This window comes from Dokdonella aquatica (assembly GCF_051987395.1).
Classification (GTDB): Bacteria; Pseudomonadota; Gammaproteobacteria; order Xanthomonadales; family Rhodanobacteraceae; genus Dokdonella.
Window position 1 is genome coordinate 766,929 of the sequence record NZ_CP197094.1, and the last position, 22,807, is coordinate 789,735.

At 69.4% G+C, this 22,807-nt stretch carries 16 protein-coding genes; 10 read left to right on the forward strand and 6 right to left on the reverse strand.

The window, feature by feature from the left end; translation table 11 throughout:
- Positions 1-280: 280 nt before the first annotated feature.
- On the reverse strand, positions 281-3,166 hold the full coding sequence (locus ACQQ2N_RS03435) for a TonB-dependent receptor (RefSeq protein ID WP_440224278.1): 2,886 nt from the start codon (positions 3,164-3,166) through the stop codon (positions 281-283).
- Between the two features lie 247 nt (positions 3,167-3,413).
- Between ACQQ2N_RS03435 and ACQQ2N_RS03440 the strand changes: the two genes are divergently transcribed.
- Positions 3,414-5,408: a transglycosylase SLT domain-containing protein gene (locus ACQQ2N_RS03440; protein ID WP_440224279.1), complete on the forward strand. Its 1,995-nt coding sequence runs from the start codon at positions 3,414-3,416 to the stop codon at positions 5,406-5,408.
- A 573-nt stretch (positions 5,409-5,981) separates the two neighbouring features.
- Here the strand turns inward: ACQQ2N_RS03440 and ACQQ2N_RS03445 are convergent.
- Entirely contained in the window at positions 5,982-7,331 is a 1,350-nt protein-coding gene (locus ACQQ2N_RS03445) for a hypothetical protein (RefSeq protein WP_440224280.1), read from the reverse strand.
- A 108-nt stretch (positions 7,332-7,439) separates the two neighbouring features.
- Between ACQQ2N_RS03445 and ACQQ2N_RS03450 the strand changes: the two genes are divergently transcribed.
- The 6 genes from ACQQ2N_RS03450 (at position 7,440) to ACQQ2N_RS03475 (ending at position 15,250) form a co-directional block, all read left to right on the forward strand.
- Positions 7,440-9,614, forward strand: coding sequence for a hypothetical protein (locus ACQQ2N_RS03450; RefSeq protein WP_440224281.1), 2,175 nt, complete (start codon positions 7,440-7,442; stop codon positions 9,612-9,614).
- Positions 9,615-9,853: 239 nt separating this feature from the next.
- Complete coding sequence (locus ACQQ2N_RS03455; protein ID WP_440224282.1) at positions 9,854-12,142, forward strand: TonB-dependent receptor; 2,289 nt, start codon at positions 9,854-9,856, stop codon at positions 12,140-12,142.
- A 13-nt stretch (positions 12,143-12,155) separates the two neighbouring features.
- Positions 12,156-12,437, forward strand: a complete 282-nt coding sequence (locus tag ACQQ2N_RS03460) for a hypothetical protein (protein ID WP_440224283.1) — start codon at positions 12,156-12,158, stop codon at positions 12,435-12,437.
- Entirely contained in the window at positions 12,427-12,702 is a 276-nt protein-coding gene (locus ACQQ2N_RS03465; protein WP_440224284.1) for a hypothetical protein, read from the forward strand. Before ACQQ2N_RS03460 ends, ACQQ2N_RS03465 begins: the two co-directional genes overlap by 11 nt.
- Complete coding sequence (locus tag ACQQ2N_RS03470) at positions 12,699-14,243, forward strand: PepSY-associated TM helix domain-containing protein (RefSeq protein ID WP_440224285.1); 1,545 nt, start codon at positions 12,699-12,701, stop codon at positions 14,241-14,243. Before ACQQ2N_RS03465 ends, ACQQ2N_RS03470 begins: the two co-directional genes overlap by 4 nt.
- Positions 14,240-15,250 carry a pyridoxamine 5'-phosphate oxidase family protein gene (locus tag ACQQ2N_RS03475; RefSeq protein ID WP_440224286.1) on the forward strand — a complete coding sequence of 337 codons (1,011 nt, stop codon included), beginning with the start codon at positions 14,240-14,242 and terminating at the stop codon, positions 15,248-15,250. The genes ACQQ2N_RS03470 and ACQQ2N_RS03475 overlap by 4 nt, the downstream gene beginning before the upstream one ends.
- 10 nt (positions 15,251-15,260) lie before the next feature.
- On the opposite strand, the gene ACQQ2N_RS03480 is transcribed toward ACQQ2N_RS03475, so the two are convergent.
- A complete protein-coding gene (locus ACQQ2N_RS03480; RefSeq protein WP_440224287.1) occupies positions 15,261-16,178 on the reverse strand; it encodes a dimethylarginine dimethylaminohydrolase family protein in 918 nt (305 codons plus the stop codon).
- Between the two features lie 200 nt (positions 16,179-16,378).
- On the opposite strand from ACQQ2N_RS03480, the gene ACQQ2N_RS03485 reads away from it, so the two are divergent.
- Together ACQQ2N_RS03485 and ACQQ2N_RS03490 are read left to right on the forward strand one after the other, a co-directional pair.
- Positions 16,379-17,329, forward strand: a complete 951-nt coding sequence (locus ACQQ2N_RS03485; protein WP_440224288.1) for a complex I NDUFA9 subunit family protein — start codon at positions 16,379-16,381, stop codon at positions 17,327-17,329.
- Between the two features lie 29 nt (positions 17,330-17,358).
- A complete protein-coding gene (locus ACQQ2N_RS03490; RefSeq protein WP_440224289.1) occupies positions 17,359-18,588 on the forward strand; it encodes a multifunctional CCA addition/repair protein in 1,230 nt (409 codons plus the stop codon).
- Positions 18,589-18,937: 349 nt separating this feature from the next.
- On the opposite strand, the gene ACQQ2N_RS03495 is transcribed toward ACQQ2N_RS03490, so the two are convergent.
- The 3 genes from ACQQ2N_RS03495 to ACQQ2N_RS03505 form a co-directional block, all read right to left on the reverse strand.
- On the reverse strand, positions 18,938-20,245 hold the full coding sequence (locus ACQQ2N_RS03495) for an amidohydrolase (protein ID WP_440224290.1): 1,308 nt from the start codon (positions 20,243-20,245) through the stop codon (positions 18,938-18,940).
- Positions 20,246-20,310: 65 nt separating this feature from the next.
- On the reverse strand, positions 20,311-21,402 hold the full coding sequence (gene zapE / locus ACQQ2N_RS03500; protein ID WP_440224291.1) for a cell division protein ZapE: 1,092 nt from the start codon (positions 21,400-21,402) through the stop codon (positions 20,311-20,313).
- The gene (locus ACQQ2N_RS03505) at positions 21,399-22,097 is read right to left on the reverse strand and encodes an alpha/beta hydrolase (RefSeq protein ID WP_440224292.1); all 699 of its coding nucleotides are present in this window, start codon (positions 22,095-22,097) and stop codon (positions 21,399-21,401) included. The genes zapE and ACQQ2N_RS03505 overlap by 4 nt, the downstream gene beginning before the upstream one ends.
- Positions 22,098-22,142: 45 nt before the next feature.
- On the opposite strand from ACQQ2N_RS03505, the gene ACQQ2N_RS03510 reads away from it, so the two are divergent.
- A complete protein-coding gene (locus tag ACQQ2N_RS03510; RefSeq protein ID WP_440224293.1) occupies positions 22,143-22,751 on the forward strand; it encodes an ACP phosphodiesterase in 609 nt (202 codons plus the stop codon).
- The last annotated feature ends 56 nt before the right edge of the window (positions 22,752-22,807 follow it).

The following is a 22,807-nucleotide window of genomic DNA, read 5'->3' on the forward strand; positions in this document are numbered from 1 at the left end:
GGTTCGAAACGACCGGCGATTCTACAAGAGCGGGGCCGGAGCCTTGGGGGACGAGGCCCGGGGTCAGGTCGAGACCTGGGGTCAGGTTCATTTTCCCTTGCGAGGCTCCGAAGCTGGGGTCAGGTTCATTTTCCCCGCGATGCAAACCGGTATTCGAACGCAGGCGCAAAGGAAAATGAACCTGACCCCAGGCCTCGAAATGTAGGAGCGAGGGAAAATGAACCTGACCCCAGAGGCTCGGGCGTGGCGACGGAAGTGATCCGCCGCCTCGCCGGAACGGTCAGAACTTCACGCTCGCCTCGACGTAGCTGAAGCGGCCGACGAGGTCGTAGGTCGACGCGTCGTAGCCGTTGAGCGAGCAGCTCAGGCAGATCGGCGGCGACTTGCCGAACACGTTGTTGACGCCGCCCGACACGGTCAGGTCGAACGAGGTCGGCAGCTTCCAGCTCGCGCGCACGTCGTGGTACGTGGTCGCGCCGAGGCGGTTGGTGCCCGTGTCGTTGTCACCGCAGATGTCGTAACCCGTGGCGGCGGCGCAGCTCTCGGTGAGGCCCGAGATGTAGCGCGTCGTCCACGCCGCGCTCCAGTCGGCCAGCGACCACTTGAGCGTCGCGGTCGAGCGGATGCGCGCGATCGCCGAATCGGCGACTTCGAGGCCGACCGCTCGCGGTTCCGCCGCACCCGAGTCGGTCGCGATCGCCTTGTAGCGGCTCACGTACGTGGTCTGCCAGCTCGCACCGAAGGTGCCGATGCCGGTCGCGTTGCCGATCCAGTTGATGCCGACATCGAAACCGCGCGTCTCGACGTTGCCGAGGTTGAACAGCGTGTTGTCGAACGCGTTGATGTTGCCGCCCGAGGAACGACCGATGCCGCTGCAGAACACGGGATCGAGCGTGGCGACGCAACGATCGAGCTGGGTCTGCGCGTCGGAGGCCTGGATCGCGTCCTCGATGCGGATGCGGTAGTAGGTCAGCTCGAAATCGAGCTTCTGCGACCAGTTCGTGCCCTCGGCCCAGCTCGGGCTGTAGACCGCGCCGAGCGTCATGCTCGTCGAGGTCTCGGGCTTGAGGCCCGGGTTGCCGCCGGTCACCACCGAGATCTGCGAATTGGCCTGCTCGAAGCTGCCCGGATCGGGCACGCCGAGCGTCGCGCAGTTCGAAGCGGTCTGGCCGGTCGCGAAGTTGCACGGATCCTGGATAGAGGCATCGAAACGCGAGAACGTGCCGTACAGCTCGCCGATCGACGGCGCGCGGAAACCTTCCGCCCAGGTGCCGCGCAGCGTGAGGTCGTCGCCGAGCTGCCAGCGCAGGCCGAGCTTGTTGTTGGTGGTGCCGCCGAAGTTCGAGTAGTCGGAATACCGCGAGGCCACGCTGAGGTCGAGGCGCCTGGCGAACGGCGCATCGGCGACGAGCGGTGCATTGAGCTCGAGGTAGACCTCCTCGACGTCGTAGCCGCCGCTGGTCGGGCCCGAGGGCACGCCGTTGGATTCACCCGCGACGACGATCGCGTCGGGCTGGTAGTAGCCGCTCTGCTTGCGGTACTCGTAGCCACCCGCGAACGCGAGCGCACCGGCCGGCAGCTCGAACAGGTCGCCGGAGAGGTTGGCCGTCCACGAGCTGAGCTTCTGCAGGCTGCGGTCGTGCTCGGTGAACAGGATGTAGTCGAGCATGTCCTGGGTGATCGAGCCCGGGCCGCCGAACAGGTTCAACGGCACGCACGGTGCCGTGCAGTTCGCGACCGGTCCGAGCGCGCGCTGGATGTGCGCGATGTTGTACGTGCCCGTGACGGTCTGCGTGGCCTTGTTCTCGGCGTTGACGTAGTTGACGTCCCAGAAGAAGTTGCGCGAGCCGATGCCGAACTCGCCGTTGAGGCCCGTGCTGAAGTACCGCGTATCGACATCCTGCGAGAAGATGCGCGGACCGCCTTCGACCGGGCGCCGCGCGACGAGCGTGCCATCGGGACCGATCGTCATGCCGAACGGGTTGTACGGGTTGGTCGCGTCGATCGCGACGAAATCGCCGAGTCCGTACGTGCCGGCTTCCGAACCGAGGAAGATCGGCTCCGGCGCGGCCTGGTTGGTCGACTCGCGCTGCGTGTAGGCGCCCTTGAGGTTCCAGTTGACGCTGTCGGTGATGCGGTACGTGCCTTGCGCGAACAGCGACTTGCGCTCGGACGGTGTCAGCAGCAGGTTGTACGGCGCGAAGTTGAAGCGGTCGCTGTTCGGACCCGCACCGATCCACGGATGGAAATCGCCGATCGTCGGGATGCCCGAAGCTCCGTCACCGGCGAGGTTGCAGAACGAAGCACCGCCACTGATCGGGCACAGCCCGCCGTAGGTCTGGGTCGGATCGAGCGGCGCGAACACGAAGCGACCGCCCGGCGTGGCCGAGCTGCCGTTGTCCACGCCCGTGCCCGGCACAGGGAAGCTCGACTGGCCCCACACGCTCGAGCTGATCGCGTTCTGCTTGTAATAGCTCACGTCGACGAAGGCATCGAAGCGCTCGCCGCTTGCGCCGAGCGAGAGGTTGCCCTGCTTGGTCGTGCCGTCGCCCTTGGAGTAGTCGCCGTAATAGAGGCGCGCGCCGGCGCCGTCCTGCTTCTTCTTGGTGATGATGTTGACGACGCCCGCGATCGCATCGGAGCCATACAGCGACGAGGCGCCGTCGGTGAGGATCTCGATGCGGTCGACCGCGCTGGCCGGGATCGTGTTGAGATCGACCGCGGCCGAGACGCCCGAGGCCGAGGATTCGCTGACCCACCGCAGGCCGTCGACGAGGATCAGCGTGCGCTTGGCGCCGAGGTTGCGCAGCGAGACCGTGGTCGAGCCCGAGCCGACGCCGCCGCCGTCGGGCGGGAAGCCGAAGTTGCCGGCCGAGTTGAACTTGGTGTTGAGCGACGAGCCGCTGACCGAGAGGCGCTGGATCACGTCGCCGATCGAGCCGAGGCCGGTCGCCTCGATGTCGGCCGCGCTGATGACCTGCACCGGTGCCTGGCCTTCGATCTCGGCCTTCTTGATGCGCGACCCGGTGACCTGCACCGCCTCGAGGCGTTGCGTGTCGTCACCGACGGGGTTCTGCGCGAAGACGGCCTGGGCCGGAAGGGCCGCGGTGGCGGCGAGCAACGACGTCTGGATGGCAAGACGAGTACGGCGGATTCGCACCTGCATGGATCCTGTCTCCCGTGGGCTGGCTGGAACGGAACGTACGATCCCCTGGCTTCACGCGGGCCGGTGACGACCCCGACGTTAAGAAAAGGTATACCCCCTCCCGCCAAACAGCCAGCACCGCGTGTCACAGTTTCGTCACGCGACGACCACGGTTTCCGCTGCAATCGTTTCCATCGCGCATGGCCACCGCAGGGCGTCGCGTTACACTGGCCGCATGCCAGCCTTCGCCCGTGTCACCCGATCCTGCGTGCTCGCCGCCCTGATCGCTCCACTGCTCGGCACGCCCGCCGCAGCCGCCCCCTCCTCGCACGACCGCGCCGACCAACGCCAGCGCTACCTCGCCGCGCGTGCCGCGGTCGACAAGGCGCCCGGTGATGCGTGGAAGAAGTTCGCGATCGACCTCGACGGCTACCCGCTGCTGCCCTACCTCGAGCTCGCCGTGCTCAAGCGCGGCAAGGCACCGCCCGCACGCGTGCAGGTCGAGGCCTTCCTGCGCCGCTGGCCGGACAGCCTGCCCGCGCGCGACCTGCGCGAGTCGACGCTGCGCGAGTTCGCCAAGAATGGCGACTGGGCCGGCTTCCGCCTCACGTGGACCGACAGCCAGGCGCGCGACCTGCGCTGCGCGTGGCAGCGCGCGCGCATCGCCGCGGGCGAGAAGCCGGTCTATGCGGACGATATCGAACCGCTGTGGATGCAGCCGCGCCCGGTGCCGGCGACCTGCGAGCCGCTGTTCGACTGGGCCGCCGCGAACGGGCAGCTCTCCACCGACGTGATCTGGCAGCGCATCGAGGGCGCCGCCGCGGCCGCGAACCCGGGCACCGTGCGCACGATCGCCGCGCGCCTGCCGGCCGCGGACAAGGCCGCCGCCGAGCGCATCGCGAGCGCGGTCGACGATCCCGCAACCGTGCTCGCGAAGGCATCCGCATGGACCGACACGCCGCGCACGCGCGACGCGATCGCGTTCGGCATGATGCGACTCGCACGCCGCGACAGCGCCGCCGCCGAGACGCGCTGGGCCGAGCTCGGCGACAAGTTCACGTGGGATCCCGCGCAGAAGCACCGCATCCTCAACGCGATCGCGGTGTACCGCTCGACGAACTACTCCGACGACGCGCTCGCACGCCTCAAGGCCTTGCCGAGCGAGGCCGCCGACGACAGCTCGCGCGAATGGCACGTGCGCGTCGCACTCGCCGCGCAGGACTGGAACGAGACGCTCAGCGCGCTCGACGGCATGACGCCCGAGCAATCCGCCGATGCGCGCTGGCGCTACCTTCGCGCACGCGTGCTGACCAAGCTCGGCCGCAAGGACGAGGCGGCGCCGATCTTCGCCGCGGTCGCCGGCGAAGCGAACTTCCATGGCTTCCTCGCCGCCGACTGGATCGGCGCACCGTACGCGATCTGCGAACTGCCGCTCGCGACCGACAAGGCCACCGAGGCGCAGCTGCTCGCGCAGCCCGACCTGCAGCGCGCGTTCGAGTTCCACGCGCTCGGTCAGCTCGACGCCGCGCGCCGCGAATGGGATTTCGCGATGACGCGCCTCGCCCCCGCGCAGCGCGCGCACGCGGCCGACCTCGCCTACCGCGAGGAGTGGTACGACCGCGCCGTGTTCCTGCTGTCGGCGTCGTCGGACACGCAGCGCCACTACGAGCAGCGTTTCCCGATCGCGCGCAAGCCGCGCGTGACGCGCGAAGCGCGTGATGCCGGCATCGACCCCGCATGGTCGTACGCGATCATCCGCGCCGAGAGCGCGTGGATGACCGATGCACGTTCGCATGCCGATGCCTACGGCCTCATGCAGCTGCTGCCCGGCGTCGCCAAGCAGGTCGCGACGCGCGCGGGCCTGCCCTACGCGAAACCGTCGGACCTGTTCGATCCGGATCTCAACATCCCGCTCGGCACGCGCTTCCTCGCGCAGATGGCCGGGCAATACCAGGGCAGCCCGTGGCTCGCGAGCGCTGCCTACAATGCGGGCGGTCGCCCGGTCGGCCGCTGGATCGACGCACGCGCGACATTCGAGCCCGACTTCTTCATCGAGACGATCCCGTACAAGGAGACGCGCGAGTACGTCGCGCGCGTGCTCGCCTTCAGCGTGATCTACGACTGGCGCCTCAACGGCAACGTCGTGCCGCTGGCCACGCGCATGCCGAAGATCGGCCAACCGTACGAAGCTCCGAAGGACGACGCACAACGCAAGGCCGTGGCGTGTCCCGCTGCGGCGGTCGCAGCGACCGCATCGCGCTGAGAAGACGTTCCGCTCTCGCTTCTTCAGCGAAGGAAAAAGAGCGGAAAGCAGTGCATGGGCGCGAGCCCGTCACGGCGACAATCCCTGCTGCCGTCACTCGGCGACCGATGCACTGTTGTCCGGGGAACGTTCGAAGCGAAGACCGGAAGCGTTACCGCGTCATGCTTCCGGCGATGAGTGCCGGGATGCCGACTCGTTCTCGCCGCGACACGGCATCGCGCACGCTCTTCCCTTCTCCCTCCGGGAGAAGATGGCCCGCAGGGCCGGATGAGGGTCCGGGATCGCGACGATATCGGACGTGGTCACGATCCCGCACCCTCTCCCCAACCCCTCTCCCGGAGGGCGAGGGGCTCAAGCGCAACGCCACTGCGGGAGGACGCATCGAGCCTGTGAAGTCGTGCGCTGCCGAGCTCTGGAAATCACCATGCGACAGCCCCGTTGGCGGCGCGACGCGATGTGCGGCCCTCCCGGACAGCAGTGGCAACCGACGCGATCGCCGGCTTCACCTGCGTGGAGCACGACGCCGCTCGCGCATCGATGGACGCATGAGCAGTACCGCGCCGTCGAGCGCGTTCATCCCCACGGCAGCAACGACTCGAACGTGCCTTGCATGAGCTGGTCACAGGCGTTGTTCGGATGCGGCGTCGCCCACCAGGGCGTCGCGCCCGTGAGCTGGCTCCACGCGCTCGACGCGGTCTGCGTGAACAGGTTCGGACAGATCGACACGAAGCCCGCGACGACGAAACGCGGCGGCGCAGGCAGCGTGCCGGACAGGCGGTTGCCGCCGAAGCGCAGTTCGACGAGCGTGTTGAGCACGGTCAGGTTGAGCGTCGGCAACGGACCGGTGAGCAGGTTGTCGCTGACGTCGAAGGTACCGAGGTTGCGCGTCTGGGCGAGGTCGGGAAATGCGCCCGTGAGCGCGTTGCGCTGCAGTTGCAGTGTCGCGAGGCGATTGACGCCCGACAGCACCGGCATCGTGCCGGTGAGCCGGTTGTTCGACAGCCGCAGCGTGACGAGCTCGCCGAGGTCGCGGATCTCGGGCACGGGCCCCGTGAGCTGGTTGTCCTCGGCCGTGAACGAGGTCAGCAGCGGCAGTGCGCGCAGCGACGGCACTTCGCCCGACAACCGGTTGCCGCCGACGCCGTAGGCACCGAGTGCCGGCACGTTGTCGAGCGGCGGGATCGGCCCGCTCAGCATGTTGCCGCTCGCCTCGAAGCCTTGCAGCTGCAGCAGCCCCGACACGCCCGGCAGCGTGCCACTCAGCAGGTTGTCGGCGACGTTGAACGTGCGCAGGTTCGTGAGCGAGGCGAGCGCGGGAATCGTGCCGGCGAGACGGTTGCCTGCCGCATCGAAGGTCTCGAGGTGCGTCGCGCCCGCGAGGGCACCGATCGTGCCGTCGAGGCGGTTGTTGCGCGCATTGAAATGGCGCATCTGCAGCATGCCGGACAGGTTCGGCGTGCTGCCCGTGAAGCGATTGCCTTCACCGTTGAACGACTGCAGCCGCGACAGGTTCGCGAGCGCCGGGATTGCGCCGGTCAGCGGTCCCTGGCTCTGCGTGACGCCGGGATTGCCGGACACGTTGATCGAGACGAGGAACGGCAGGTCGTCGAGGGCGGGCAAGGTGCCGGCGAGGTAGTTGTTCGGAAGCGCGAGCGCGATCACGTGCGATGGCGGCCCGCCGATCGCGTGCTGGTCGCAGGTGACGCCGAACCAGATGCACTCGTCGACTTCCTCGGGATCGTCGTCCGGATCGTTGTCGCGCCAGAGGCTGTTGTTGCGCCAGAACGGCCCGCTGGTCTGCTCGAAGAGGCGCTTGAGCACGAGGCGCTCGCTGCGCGGCAGCACGCCGGCAGCCGCCTCGAGCGTGACGCTGCCGAACAGCGCGGCCACCACGATCGCGATCCATGTGGCAGGACGAGCCATGACATGCCTCCGCGCACCCGCAGCGGGTGCTTCGGTCGCTCAGGCGCGGAAGGGGCATGCGATGTCGCATCCATGCATCGTCCGGCACTGGCAGGTACCCGGACTCCGATGGCAACATCCGCAATGCAACGTCGTGCCCTCCAGCACCACGGACGACAGGGGACAATCAGGATGAACACGACGCTCCGCGCTCTTGCGGCCGGGATTCTGCTGGGCATGCCCGCCCTCGCCGGCGCCACGCAGGTGGCGTTCCATCCGCTGGTCGAGAATCTGCCGATATGCTCGGGATGGTTGGGGGCGCGATCCGCAACCGACATGGATGGCGACGGGCGCAACGACCTCGTCCTGGGCTGCAGCATCAGCTACGAGTCGTGGGTGATCAACGTCCTCGGCCTGGACGGCTCGGGGCAGCTCGTCGAGAAGCGGACCTGGACGGTTCCGTACGGGGATGTCTCCTGGCCTCCCATGGTCTGGCACGACAGTACCGGTGGACACGTCGGCCTGCGGCGCCCGCAGGGGCTGGAGCGATGGTCGGGTTGGCCACCACGCAACGAAGGCTTCGTGCCTTTCGCCGGCCTCGCACCGTCGCAGATCGATCCCGCGACGACGGTCATCGCGGACATCGACGGCGATGGTGCCGCCGAGATGCCGATCCTCGCGCAGAACCCGCTGCGCATCGATGTCTATGCCGTGCCTTCCGGCGCCTTGCGCTGGAGCGTACCCCTCGAAGCACGTGGCGGAACGAACTACCGGCTCCAGGTGCTCCAGCTCGATGCGGACCCCGCACTCGAACTGCTGGTGACGGGGACGTCCGGACATGTCGTGATGGTCGACGGCGCAACGCGTTCGGTCGACTACCAGATCGCCGGACGCCTCGATACCGGCGTGGCCGTCGCGGGACGTTTCCTCCCTGCTTCGGGCGGCCTTCTCGACGCGGTCGGCCAGCGCTGGACGCTGTATCGCACCACGCCGTGGCAGGAGATGTGGTGGAACCGTACCGTGGTGGCGGCAGGAACGCCGCAGGTCGGCGACATCAACGGCGACGGCATCGACGAGATCGTCTTCCGCGCGCCGGGCAGCCGTGATGTCGTGGGCATGGCGGTGACGGAGAACGCTCCGCGCGTGGTCGCCGATCTGGGTGACCGTGGATCCTTGCTCGGTCTTGCGGACATCAGCGACGACGGACGGGCGAAGATCCTCGTCGATGAATCGGGGAACGGCCTCGGCTGCAGGCTCACCGCCTGGGATGGCGTCACGGCAACGATACGATTCCAGTTCCAGATCGGATGCCAGGACCGGATCGCCGGCCCGTTCCTGCACGATGCATCCGGCGCGGCGACCGACATCGTCATGTACGAGCGGAACACCCAATCTTTCCTCCGCCGCGTCAATGTGCTGACCGGCGCAACCGTCTGGACGGCTCCGACACCGATTCCCGAATTCCAGGGCAGTGTGTGGGCCGTTGCGGCGTTCCGGGGCCATGACGGGAATGCCGAGATCATCGCCAGCGCACCCAGCGAAGATTACGGGTGGATGGTGTTCCACGACGCCACGACCGGCGCGCACAAGCGCACGTTGCAGATCGGCGGACCGGGCTTGTGGGTCGCTCCGCGCGAGTTCGCCGTGCGCACCGATGCGCAAGGCGCGCCGTACAGCCTCGTCACCTGCATGAGCGATGGCCGCGTCCGCGAGTTCCGTTACGACACCGGTGCCCACCTGTGGACGATGCCCGACGCGGGATTCGGCTGCAGGAACGTCTGGTTCGACGATGGCGCCGTCGTCGCGAGCGGCAGCGACACGGGGCTGATCGCGTACGACGCCGGTACGCATCAGCTGCGTTGGCAGACGCCCTCCGGCCTCGTGTCGTGGAGGGTCATGCCGATCAGGCCGGCAGGCTCGTCCACGCAGTACCTGTTCGTGGACGGGACCGACGTCCATGTCTTCGATCCTCCGAGCCAGCAGGTCGTGCGCTCGTTCCCCCTGCCTGCGCGGTTGTCCGCGCACACGGGCGTCCAGGACATCGTGTTGCCGCCCGGTGGCGACATCCACGGCCTGATCGTCCGCTCGCACGACGGTGTCGCCGTGATCGACGGCATCACCGGCGAGCTTCGCACCGGAATCGATCACCTCGCCCACCACAGCCTGCGCCACGGTGCCCTGAGCGTCGGCTCGACCGGGACACCCGGACGCCATCTCGTCGCGGCCATCGGCAACTCGGCGTGGTGGACCTTCGCATTGGACCTGCCGCCTGACCGCATCTTCGCAGGAGGTTTCGATCCCTGACGGGAGACGTACCTGCCGCCGGCATGTACGCGCGATCCACGCGAACGGCGGCAGGGTCCAGCACGCTTTCGCGGACAGCCACCTGCGGCGCCGCGCCACATCGGGCGCCGCAGGCCTGCCGTACCCGCATCACGTGAAACGGGTCTAGAATCCGCGCCGCGACCCAGGTCGCGGCCGTCCAGACGGCCCCACGGCAAAGCCGACGCCATGCCTGCTTCCTCCTGCCACCGGAGTCATGCATGCGCGTCACCCGTTTGTCGGCCGCCCTCGTGCTGGCCTTGCTGCCGTTCCCTGCCGCGTTCGCGCAGGATGTCGAGACCCCCGATGCCGCCGACGTCGACCGTGAGTCGACGCTCGCGACGATCATCGTAAAGGGCGAGAAGGCCGAGCGTTCGCTGCAGGAGACGACCACGAGCGTCGCCGTGACGACGCCCGAGCGCATGCGCGAGGAAAACCTCGTCGATCTCTACCAGGTGCTCAACCGCACCGCCAACATCAGCCAGACCTACGGCAACGCGGGCTTTACGATCCGTGGCGTCATCGACCGCGATGGCGGCGGTGCCTCGCCGCTGTCGACGATCTACCTCGACGGCGCGGCGCTGCCATCGGTGCTCGTCGCGGGCGGCCCGACCACGCTGTGGGACCTCTCGCAGCTCGAGATCCTGCGCGGTCCGCAGTCGACCATCCAGGGCGAGAACGCGCTCGCCGGCGCGATCATCCTGCGCACCGAGGACCCGACCATGGACTGGAGCGCACGCGCGCGCCTGCTGTATTCGGACCCGGGCGACCGCGTCGCCGCGTTCGCGGGCGGCGGTGCGCTCATCGCCGACGAGCTCGCGTTCCGCATCGCCGTCGAGGACCGCGACACCGACGGCTTCGTCAAGAACCCGACCCGCGGCACGCACGAGGACGCGTCCGAATCGACGCTCGCGCGCGCCAAGCTGCTGTGGACGCCGTCGGCCCTGCCGGGCCTCGAGGTGCGCCTCGGCTATACCTGGTTCGAGCGCCCGGGCCCGTACATGTTCACGTACTCGCGCCTCGACACGCCGGATCCGTACGAACACCGCTACAACTATTCGGATGCACCCAACACCGAAGACTCGCGCGCCGACATCGGCACGCTCGAGGTCGACTACGCGTTCGGCGACCACTGGACCTTCCACGCGGTGACGGCGTGGAGCGATACGACGAGCCGTCGCCTCTACGACGGCGACCTCACCGAACTGCCGCTGTCGTGGGGCGGCTCGGACATCGACAGCGACGCGCTCTCGCAGGAGCTTCGCCTCGGCTTCGAGGGCGACCGCCTCAAGGGCCTCGTCGGCGCGTACTACTCGCGCCGCAAGGAGTTCACGGCATCGGCCTCGCAGACCAACGTCGAGACGCCGGCCGCGACGATTGCGGGCCTGCTCATGCTCAACGGCGTCGATCCTGCCACGGCCGGCCAGATCGCCGGACTCTACGTGTCCGCGTTGCCGGTGATCCCGGTCGACTACCACAGCACGACGCCGACGCATTCGGAGAACCAGGCGATCTTCGCCGACGGCGAGTTCGCGATGACCGACCGCTTCGCCCTGCTCGGTGGCTTCCGCTACGACCGCCAGAGCTACCGTTTCGGCACCGACACGACCGCACTGTTCGCGGGCCAGTTGCCCGACCCCGCCAACTACGGCCCGCCCGGTTCGGACCTCAACACGATCTTCACCGTAATCAACCAGGCCGTGCTCGGCTTCGTCGGCCAGGCCTCGGGCGCGACGCCGCAGGGCACGCGCGATTTCGACACGTTCCTGCCCAAGCTCGGCGCGCGCTTCGCGTTCACCGACGACGTCTCGGCGAGCTTCGTCGTGCAGCGCGGTTACCGCTCGGGCGCGTCGTCGTTCAACATCGCACGCAGCACGACGTACGCCTACGATCCCGAGTACACGTGGAACTACGAGGCGTCGCTGCGCTCGCTGTGGCTCGACGGCCGCTTCTCGCTCAACGCGAACGCCTATTACGTCGACTGGAAGGACAAGCAGGTCAACGCCTTCTTCGGCCTCAACGATTTCGACTACCACACCGTCAACGCAGGCCGCGCGCACCTCTACGGTTTCGAGCTCGAAGCCAGCCATCGCGTCAACGATGCGTTCGACTGGTACGCCTCGCTCGGCCATTCGCGCACGCGCTTCGACGAGTTCGAGACGATCCTCGGCGCGAACATCGACGACTACTCGGGCACCGAGTTCGCCTACGCACCGCGCTGGACGCTCGCCGCCGGCACCAACTGGCGCTTCGCGCAGGACTGGGTGCTCAACCTCAACGCGAACCACCGCACCAAGGTCTACACCGACCTCGGCGACTTCCGTACGCAGCTGGCCTCGCGCACGCTCCTCAACGCGAAGTTCGGGTACGAGAAGGGCAACTGGAGTGCCTGGGTGTTCGCCAACAACCTGCTCGACGAGAAGTACATCCAGTACCGCTGGTCGGACCAGCCGCAGGCGATCCTCGGTGCGCCGCGCGTCGTCGGCGTCGGCCTCGAAGCGCGCTGGTGACCGGCGTCGCACCGTGACGACCGCGCTCTGGCTCGTGCTGTCGCTGGTCTCGGCGCTCGCCCTGCACCTGGCGAGCCCGCACCAGCACCTGCGGCCCGTGCTGCGCTCGCATGCGCGCGCGTTGCGCATCGCCGCAGGGCTCGCCGCGGCGGGCGCGCTGGCCGCGGCGATCGTCGAGCTCGGCATCTGGGCCGGCGTGTTCGCGATGCTCACGGCGTGGATGCTCGGCGTCGTGGTGCTGCCCTACCTCGACGCGTGGCGACGCGCGCGCAGGGAGCACCGCGATGTGGGCTAAGTCGCTCGCCGCGGCGCTGCTCGGCCTGCCGTTGACCGCCGGCATCATCGGCTTCGTCGTGCTGCTCGGGCCGGGCCGGCTCGAGACGATCACGCTGCCGTGGCTGCTGATGTCGTTCCCGGTGTGGATCGGCGTCATGTCGCTCGCGTTCGTCTTCCGCACCGGTCTGCGCGCATGGCTCTGGCTCGGCGGCGCGACGTTCGCGTGCTACGCGCTGATCCACGTGTGCAAGCAGCTCGGCTGGACCGCGGTGCTGCCGGCATGAAGGCCTCGACGCTGCGCATCTACCTGTCGGTGCACACCTGGGTGGGCCTGCTCTCGGGCATGGCCTTGTTCATCGCGTTCTACGCCGGCGCGATCACGGTGTTCTCGCACGAGCTCACGGGCTGGGAACGCCCGCCCGCCGCGATGCCCGCCGAGACGCAGGCGATCGCCCAGGCGCAGGCGCTGGTCGACGGCGTCATGCACGAACACGGTTCCAAGCTGCACGATTTCTACGTGTCGCTGCCCGGCGAGCACGGCCCCGAGACGACGCTGTACTGGTACGACACCGAGGCCGAGCAACAGCATCGCTTCGTGCTCGACGACAAAGGCGGCGTCGCGCAGACGCCGGCGCGTGACGGCTTCGTCGCGTTCATCTACGACCTGCACTTCACCGCAGGCCTGCCGCGCACGTTCGGCACGTACCTGTTCGGCATCGTCTGCATCCTCTACGGACTCGCACTGGTCAGCGGCGTCGTGCTGTACCTGCCGACGTTCTTCAAGGACCTGTTCGCGCTGCGCCTCGGCCGCAACATCAAGCGGCTCTGGCAGGACGCGCACAACGTCGTCGGCGTGCTGTCGCTGCCGTTCCACGTGATCTTCGCGTGGTCGGGCGCGGTGCTCACGATCGGCTTCATCATGCTCGCGCCGTTCCAGTTCCTCGTGTTCGAGAACAAGCTCATGCCGATCGTCGAACGCGACTTCGACGTCGCCACGCATGTCGAATCCGCGGGGCGCTCCGCGCCGATGCTGCCGGTCGCCGAGCTGCTCGCACGCGCGCGCGTCGCGCTGCCGGGGCTCGAGATCGAGAGCCTGTCCTACCACGACGCCGGCGACGCCAATGCGCGCGTCACGCTGTACGGCGACCTGCCGCAGCGCCGCCTCAACCACCATGGCGGCGTCGCGCTTGATGCGGTCAGCGGCGAGGTCGTCAACGCGCTGGGCCCGCGCGACTACCCGCCCGGCATGGCGATGCTGCGCGGCCTGCAGGCGCTGCACTACGGCGACTTCGGCGCGAGCGCGGTGAAGTGGCTGTACTTCGCGCTCGGTATGGCCGGCGCGTTCCTGTTCTACAGCGGCAACCTGCTGTGGATCGAGTCGCGCCGCAAGCGCCGCCAGGTCGACCAGCCGCGGCGCACGCGCGTCATGGCCGCACTGACGCTCGGCACCTGCCTCGGCTGCATCGCGGGTGTGTCGGCCACGTTCCTCGCCGGTGCCCTGCTGCCACCAGGCTGGGTCCCTACCAGCTACTTCATCGTGTTCTTCGCGGCGATCGCGTGGGCCTGCCTGCGCGCTCCTGCGCGCGCCGCGCACGAGCTGCTGTGGGCGTGCGCCGTGCTCACGGCAGCGATCCCGGTCGCCGGCTTCGCCGGCTCGGGCGAGCACCTGTTCGCGGCGCTGATCGCCGGGCACTGGGACCGCGTGCTGACCGACGCGACGGCGCTGGTCATGGCATTCGCGTTCTCGCGCATGGCCGTGGCCACGCTGCGGCGGGGGCGCGACGGTGATCCGAACAGCGTCTGGGCGTTGCCGGCACGCCGATGAGCACGTTCATCGACGACGTCGCTGCGCTGCAGGCCTGCGTCGGCGCCCTGCCCGGCCCACGCGACCTCAAGGTCATCGATTTCCTCGACGAGCACGCGCTGCGCTGGCTCGCCGCGTCGCCGCTCGCGTTCGTGACGTTCGGTGACAGGGACGGCCTCGCCGTGACCGTGGCCGGTGGCGAGCGCGGCTTCGTCGGCATCGACGATCCGCGCCGCGTGTCGCTGCCGCGCGCGAGCCTCGACGACAGCGCGGACGTGCGCATCGGCCAGGGCGTCGGCTCGCTGTTCCTCGTACCGGGCCTCGGCGAGACGCTGCGCGTGAACGGACGTGTCACGTCGATCGACGACACGCGCGTCGGCATCGCGGTCGAGGAGTGCTACCTGCACTGCGCGAAGGCGCTGATCCGCTCGGCGTTCTGGAGCGCGCAGCCCGACCGCGGCGACGTGCCGATGCCGCCGCGTGCGCTCGCGCAGGCGAGCCGGCTCATGCTGCTCGCGACGGTCGATGCGGAAGGACGTGCCGACCTGAGCCCGAAGGGCGATCCCGCCGGCCTGCTGCTGCAGGTCGAGGATGGCGCGGCCTGGTATCCGGACCGTCCCGGCAACCGCCGCGTCGACAGCTTCCGCAACATCATCGCGCAGCCGCGCATCGCCGCGATCGCGCTCGTACCCGGGTCGACGCGCGTCGTGCATCTCGTCGGCTGTGCGCGCGTGTCGACGGATGCCGCGATGTGCGAGCGCTTCGCAGTCGACGGTCGCGTGCCGAAGCTCGTCACGCGCATCGACGAACTCGTCTGGCGCGTCGAGGACAGCGCCGCGCTGCGTCGCGTGCAGCCGTGGCCCGCCGCGAGCGCACCGCCGGACCTCGATCCGGCGGCGATCTTCAAGGCCCACGTGAAGCTGAGCCGAGAAGGCGGACTGCAGGCCGCCCTCGTGCGCGCCGCCGTGTCGATCCCGGGCCTGATGCGGCGCGGACTCGCCAGCGACTACGCGAAGAACCTCTACTGACGCCGCGCGCTCAGGCGAGCGCGAGGGTCAGGCACTTGGCCGAACCGCCGGCCTTGATGAACTCGTCGAGCGGCGTCTCGACCACGGTCAGGCCGAGGCCGTCGAGCGCGTGCTTGAGCTTGCCGCTCGCGCGATGCACGACGACCGCCGTGCCGAGGCTCACCGCGTTGCACGCGAAGGCCTCGGCGTCGCGATCGTCGACGGCGACGCGCAGGCGCTGCGGGATGCGCGTCTCGACGTGGCGACGCGACTCCGCGTCGAACGCCTCGGGATGCCAGAGCAGCACACCACCCGGCAGCGGACAGAAGCAGGTATCGAGGTGGTAGAAGCGCTCGTCGACGAGACGCAGCGGCACGACCTCGGCATCGACCACGCCTTGCAGCGCGGCCGCGGCGGCCGCCTGGGTGCGATGGCCGTGGCCCATCCACAGCACGTCGAGCGCGTGGTCGAACAGCGCGTCGCCGGCGCCTTCGAAGGTGACGCCCGCGGCGAGTGGCGCGATCGCATAGCCCTGCTCGCGGAACCACGTCGTGTACGGTGCTTCCTCGCCACGGCGCTGCGCGTGCGTGAAGCGGCTCGGCACGAAGGTGCGGCCGCGCACGAGGCCGGCGTTGGCCGTGAACGGCATGTCGGGCAGGCCTTCGACCGGCGCGACGGTCTCGACCGAGGCGTGGCGCTCGAGCACGTCGCGCAGACCCTGCCACTGCGCGAGCGCGCGTGCGGGATCGGTGCGGTGCTCGTTGCCGGCCATCCACGGGTTGATGACGTAGCTCACCTCGAAGTGCGCCGGCGCGCACAGCAGCAGGCGCGCGCGGACGCCGCTCGCACGCACCGAGGTGCGGCGCGACGCGTCGGCGGTCGGGAAGGGGCGAACCGGCCAACGGCCGTCGAGTTCGCGGTCGAAAAGGGGAATGCTGGCGGTATCCATCGTTCGTCGTTCGTGAAGTGTCGCAGCGATGTAGCGGTTCGACGTGTCAGGCACATGTCAACGCTGCGGAAATGTCCACATTCGCGGGATCGTGTCACGAGGATGACGCCGTCCGTTCAGGCTCGCCGCGTCCCGTGCGGGCCATGCCGGCGCTTCCGCGCTATCGTGGGCCCATCAGGAACCAGGGGAAGGAGGCGACGATGAAGCCGATGCGCGTGGTGATCCTCGGCGGGACCGGATTCATCGGATCGCGGCTGGTGCCTCGCCTGCACGCCGACGGCCACCGCATCACGCTGCTGTCGCGCAACCGCGACGTGCACCGCGAGCTCGGCGTGCTGCCGCGCGTGCGCCTCGAGAACGCCGATCCCTACGACCGCAAGACACTCGAGCGCCATCTCGCCGGTGCCGATGCAGCGATCAACCTCGTCGGCATCCTCAACGAGCCCGGCAGCGACGGCAGCGGCTTTCGGCGCGCCCACGCCGAACTGACCACGACGCTCGTCGCCGCGTGCACGGCCGCGCGCGTGCCGCGCCTGCTGCAGATGAGCGCGCTGCGCGCCGGCGAAGGTGCCAGCCACTACCTGCGCACGCGCGGCGAGGCCGAGGCCGCCGTGCGGGCCTCGCGTCTGGCCTGGACGATCTTCCGCCCGTCGGTCGTGTTCGGCCCGGGCGACGGCCTGTTCTTCCGCTTCGCGCAGCTGCTGCGGATCGCACCGGTACTGCCGCTCGCGCGCGCCGGCACACGGCTCGCGCCGGTGTACGTCGGCGATGTCGCCGAGGCCTTCGCGCGCGCCCTCGCGCATCGCCACACGGCCGGCCACGTCTACCCGCTGGTCGGCCCGCGCGCGATCACGCTCGGCGACCTCGTGCGCTGGACCGCGCAGCTGATCGGCCGCAGGCGCCTCGTGATCGGCCTGCCCGATGCCCTCGGCATGCTGCAGGGGCGCGTTGGCGAATGGCTGCCGGGCAAGCCCGTCTCGCGCGACAACGTGCGTACGCTGATGCTCGACTCGACCAGCGAGACCGACGGCCTCGGTGCACTCGGCATCGTCGCGACACCGATGGAAGCGATCGTGCCGGCGATGCTGTCGGGCACGACCGCGCGCGAGGTCGCCTACGCGGGCTACCGCGCGCGTCGCGTGGCGCGCTGAAGCGCGCGCGCCTCTGGCACACTGGCGCGATGCAGATCTATCTCGTCGGCGGCGCGGTCCGCGACAAACGCCTCGGCAGGCCCGGCGTCGACCACGACCACGTCGTCGTCGGCGCGACGCCCGAGGCCATGCTCGCCGAGGGTTACAAGGCCGTCGGCAAGGATTTCCCGGTGTTCCTGCACCCGCGCACGGGCGAGGAGTACGCGCTCGCGCGCACCGAGCGCAAGACTGGACGCGGCTACCACGGCTTCGCGTTCCATGCCGATGCGTCGGTGACGCTCGAGGACGACCTCGCGCGGCGCGACCTCACGATCAACGCGATGGCCGAGGACGCGGACGGCAGGCTCGTCGATCCCTACGGCGGCGCGCGCGACCTCGAGACACGCGTGCTGCGCCACGTGTCGCCGGCGTTCGTCGAGGATCCCGTGCGCGTGCTGCGCGTCGCACGTTTCCTCGCGCGCTTCGCGCCGCTCGGCTTCACGATCGCCGACGAGACGCTCGCGCTGATGCGCACGATGGTCGAGGACGGCGAGGTCGATCATCTCGTGCCCGAACGCGTCTGGGCCGAGACGCGCAAGGCGCTCGCCGAACCCCGCCCGTCGGCATTCCTGCAGGCCTTGCGCGCCTGCGGTGCGCTGCGCGTGCTGTTTCCCGAGATCGATGCGCTCTACGGCGTGCCGCAGCGCGCCGAGTTCCATCCCGAGGTCGACACCGGCGTGCACACCGAGATGGTCGTCGACATGGCCGCGACACTCGCGCCCGGCGACGACCTGATCGGCTGGTGCGCGCTCGTGCACGATCTCGGCAAGGCGCTCACGCCGGAGGAGGAGCTGCCGCGCCATGTCATGCACGAGGAACGCGGCGTCGAACCCGTGCGCGCGGTCGCGCAGCGCCTGCGCGTGCCGAACGAACACGCCGCGCTCTCGGAGCTGTGCTGCCGGCTGCATCTGCTCGTGCACCGCGCGTTCGAGCTCAAGCCGGGCACCGTGCTGGAACTGTTCGAGAAGCTCGACGCATTCCGCAAGCCGGCGCGCGTCGACCAGCTGCTGCTCGTCTGCGAGGCCGACAAGCGCGGCCGCCTCGGCCTCGGCGACACGCCGTATCCGCAGGCCGGCTACCTGCGCGAGGCGTTCGCCGCCGCATGCGCGATCAAGGCCGCGCCACTCGTCGCGCAAGGCATCACCGGTACCGCGATCGCCGAGGCGATGAAGCGCGAGCGCGTGCGTGCGATCGCGACGCTCAAGGCAACCCACGCGTGAAGCAGGGCCGGCGCGAACGTCCGGAGTAGCGTGGTACTCGAGCCCCTCTCCCTCCGGGAGAGGGGTTGGGGAGAGGGTGCGGGATCGAGATCACGTCCGACTATTTTCACGATCCCGGACCCTCATCCGGCCCTTCGGGCCACCTTCTCCCGGAGGGAGAAGGGACAAGGTCGCGCCGCGTGCGGCTGTCGCGAACACAAGTCGGCATCTCGACATTCATCTTCGGATGCCAAGTACTGCAACGCCCTACAGCCTTTGCTTCGAACGCTTCCCGGACAGCAATGATGTCACCAGCGAAGCCCTCATGCGTCCGGCAGCGATACGGGACAAGCGCGACGGGCCTTGCGGATCACGGCGACGCGTAGCCGAGATAGTCCAGGCTCGCCTGCAGCATCGCCGTGGTGCCCGTCGCGAGCGCGCCTTCGTCGACGAAGAAGCGTGGCGAGTGGTTGCTCGGCGCGGTATCGGGGTCCTGTCCGGCCGGCGTCGCGCCGAAGAAGAAGTACACGCTCGGCGCGCCCGCGCCGATGGCCAGATGCGGGAAATCCTCCGAGGCGGTCCAGCGTTTGGCCTCGATGACGTGCTCCTTGCCGAGCGCCTTCTCGAGACTCGTGCGCACGCGTGCGGTCAGTGCGGGATCGTTGTGGTTGACCGGATTGCTGCCCGGCACGACCGGGATCTGCGCGTCGACCTTCGCGCCGTGTGCGGCGGCGACGTGCTCGGCGACGTTGCGCAGGTCGGCCAATGCCTGATCGCGCATGTCCTTGTCGAACGCGCGCACGGTACCGTGCAGCTCGGCGCTGTCGGGCACGATGTTGAATCGCTGGCCGCCGTTGAAGATGCCGAAGGTGACGACCGCCGGTTCCTTGTTGATGTCCAGGCGGCGGCTCACGATCGCCTGCGCCGACATCACGATCTCCGCACCGGCGACGATCGGATCGATGCCGCGCCACGGCGTCGCGCCGTGCGCCTGGCGGCCCGTGATGGTCATGCGGAACGTGTCGGAGCTCGCCATCATGCCGCCTTCGCGCAGCGCGACCGAGCCGACCGGATACGCACTCGTCACGTGCATGCCGAAGATCGCATCGGGCTTGAAGGCGGCGAACACGCCTTCCTCGACCATGAGCGGCGCGCCGCCGCTTTCGCCGGGAGGCGAGCCTTCCTCGGCCGGCTGGAAGATCACCATGACCTCGCCGGGCAGGTCCTTGCGCAGCTTCGCGAGCGCGGCGGCGACGCCGAGCGTGGTCGCCATGTGAACGTCGTGGCCGCAGGCGTGCATGACGCCGACGCTCTTGCCGAGGTACTCGCCCTTGGCCTTCGACGCGAACGGAAGATCGACCTCTTCGGTGACCGGCAGCGCATCCATGTCGGCGCGGATGGCCAGCTTCGGGCCCGGCTTGCCGCCCTTGAGCACGCCGACGACGCCGGTGTGCGCGATGCCGGTCTTCACCTCGTAGCCGAGCTTGCGCAGCGTATCGGCGACGATCTTCGAGGTGCGCGTCTCGCGGTTGCCGAGTTCGGGATGCTGGTGGAAATCGCGGCGCCACGTGGTGATCTGGCCGAGCTGCGCCTCGACCTGCTGGCGCGCGACCTCCGCGGCCGTGGCGGTCGACGCCGCGAAGGCGAGCACGAGGGCGGCGACGGGCATGGGACGCATGGCGGATCTCCTCGGGAAGGATCCGCAGTCAAGCGCATCGACGCGCGCGCGACAAGCGCCGCAGGTCAGGCGCGGTGGGCGCGGGCGAGGTAATCCTCGCTCTGCATCTCGATGAGGCGCGACTCGGTACGCGCGAACACCGCGCGCAGGCGACGGCCGTCGTAGAGGTCGACGATCGGTGCCGCGGCCGACAGCACGAGCTTGACGCCGCGGTCGTAGGCCTCGTCGACGAACTCGACGAAACGCTGCGCGGCGTCTTCGGTCTGCGGCGTGAACTCGGGCACGCCCGAGATCAGGATCGTCGCGTAGGTGCGGGCGAGGAAGATGTAGTCGGCGACGCCACGCGGACCTTCGCACAGCGCATCGAAATCGAACCAGATCGCACCGTCGGAGGCGCGCCGCGCCGGGATCGGGCGGTCGTTGACCTGCAGTGTGACCGCCTCGCGCTCGTTGCCGTGGGCGACGCGGTGGAACGTCGCGAGCATCGCGCGCTCGGCGTCGGCACCCGGCGGACAGTGGTAGACCGGTGCCTGGCGCAGTGCGCGCAGGCGCCAGTCGGTCGGCGAGACCATCTCGACGACCTCGCAATGCTTCTCGATCAGCGCGATCGCGGGCAGGAAGCGCTCGCGCTGCAGGCCATCCTTGTACAGCGAGGGCGGCGGCGTGTTCGACGTGGTCACGAGCACGACGCCGCGCTCGAACAAGGCGGCGAGAAGGTTGCCGAGGATCATCGCGTCGCCGATGTCGAGCACGAAGAACTCGTCCAGGCACAGCACCTCGGCCTCGTCGGCGATGCGCCCGGCGACCTCGACCAGCGGATCGCTGCGCCCGGCCAGCGTGCGCAGCTCGGCGTGCAGGTCCTGCATGAAGCGATGGAAGTGCACGCGGCGCTTGCGCGTCGTCGGCAGCGCCTCGTAGAACAGGTCCATCAGGAAGGTCTTGCCGCGGCCGACGCTGCCCCACAGGTACAGGCCGCGCGGCGACGGCGGGCGCTGGCCGCGCAGGCGCTGCCACAGCGACGGCGCAGGACGCGCGGCGAGTTCGGCGTGGATGCGGTCGAACGCGACGAGTGCGGACTCCTGCGCGGCATCGTGCTGCCAGTCGCGCCGGGCCACGCCGGCCGCGTAGCGCGCCGACGGAGTCTCGAGCCCGCTCATGCCCCGCTGCGCGGCGGCGGCAGGTGCGCCTTCATCGCGTTCTTGACCGCGCCGCGCAGGTCCATGAGGCGGCGATGGAAGAAGTGCGTGGTCTCGGGCATGCGCACGAGCTGCGGCGGAGCCTCGAGCGCGTCGATCCAGTCGAACACGGCCTGCGGTTCGACGATCTCGTCGTCCTCGCCCTGCACGACCAGCCACGGGCAGGCCGGCAGCGTGATCGCGTCGAAATCCCAGCGACCCACCGGCGGCGCGATCGTCACGAGCGCGTCGGCCTCGAGGCGCACCGCGTTGCGCAGCGCGACGTAGCTGCCGAACGAGAAACCGGCCAGCCACAGCACCGCACCGGGGCGCACGCGACGTGCCCACGCGACGACCGCGGCGAGATCGTCGCCTTCGCCGTTGCCGTCGTCGAACGTGCCCTGCGACTGACCGATGCCACGGAAGTTGAAGCGCACGGTGTCGAGGCCAAGCTCCGACAGCGCGCGCTCGACGATCGTGACGACCTTGTTGTGCATCGTGCCGCCGTGCAGCGGGTGCGGATGGCAGACGATCGCGATGCCGTCGCGCGGGGCCTCGGCCTCGATCTCGGCGGGCGACGCGGCGACCTCGAGCGCGCCGGCGGGGCCGTCGAGCAGGAACGTCGTGGTCGCCTCGGGGAAGCGCGCGGGGGCCGCGGGAAGCTCGGGTGCATTCATGCGCACATGATACCGTGAAGCGCCTCGACGCCTTCCCGCACGACGATGAACCACCTCGCCCACGCCCTGCTCTCGGGCTCCTCGCCCGACCGCGTGCTCGGCGGCTTTCTCGGTGATTTCGTGCGCGGCGCGATCGATCCCGCGCTGCCGCGCGGCGTGGCCGAAGGCATCGCCCTGCACCGCGCGATCGACAGCTGGACCGATGCGCATCCGGAAGTCGTCGCCGCGAGAGCACGCTTCGTGCCGCCGTTCCGGCGCTACGCGGGCATATTCGTCGACATCTGGTTCGACCACCTGCTCGCGCGCAGCTTCGCGCGCTGGTCGACGCAGCCGCTCGAGGCCTTCGGCGAATCCGTCGTCGCGCTGCTCGAGTCGCGCCTGCACGAGTTGCCGGCCGACCTGCAGCGCTTCACGCGCTACCTGCGTGCGAACGGCCTGCCTGCCGCGTACGCGGACCGCGCGGTGATCGGGCGTGTCTTCGCGGGCGTAGGCTCGCGACTGGTGCGCGAGAACCCGATCGCACGCGGCCTCGACGCGATCGCGCCGCTCGAGACGCTGCTCGAGGCGCATTTCGAGGCCTTCTTCCCCGAGCTCGTCGCGTTCGCTGACGAGCGGCTCGCTCGGCTCGACGACGACGCCGTCGCAGGCCCCTGAAAACGCGGCGGGACCGGGCTCCCCAGCCCGGTCCCGCCAGCACCCCCCTGGCAAAC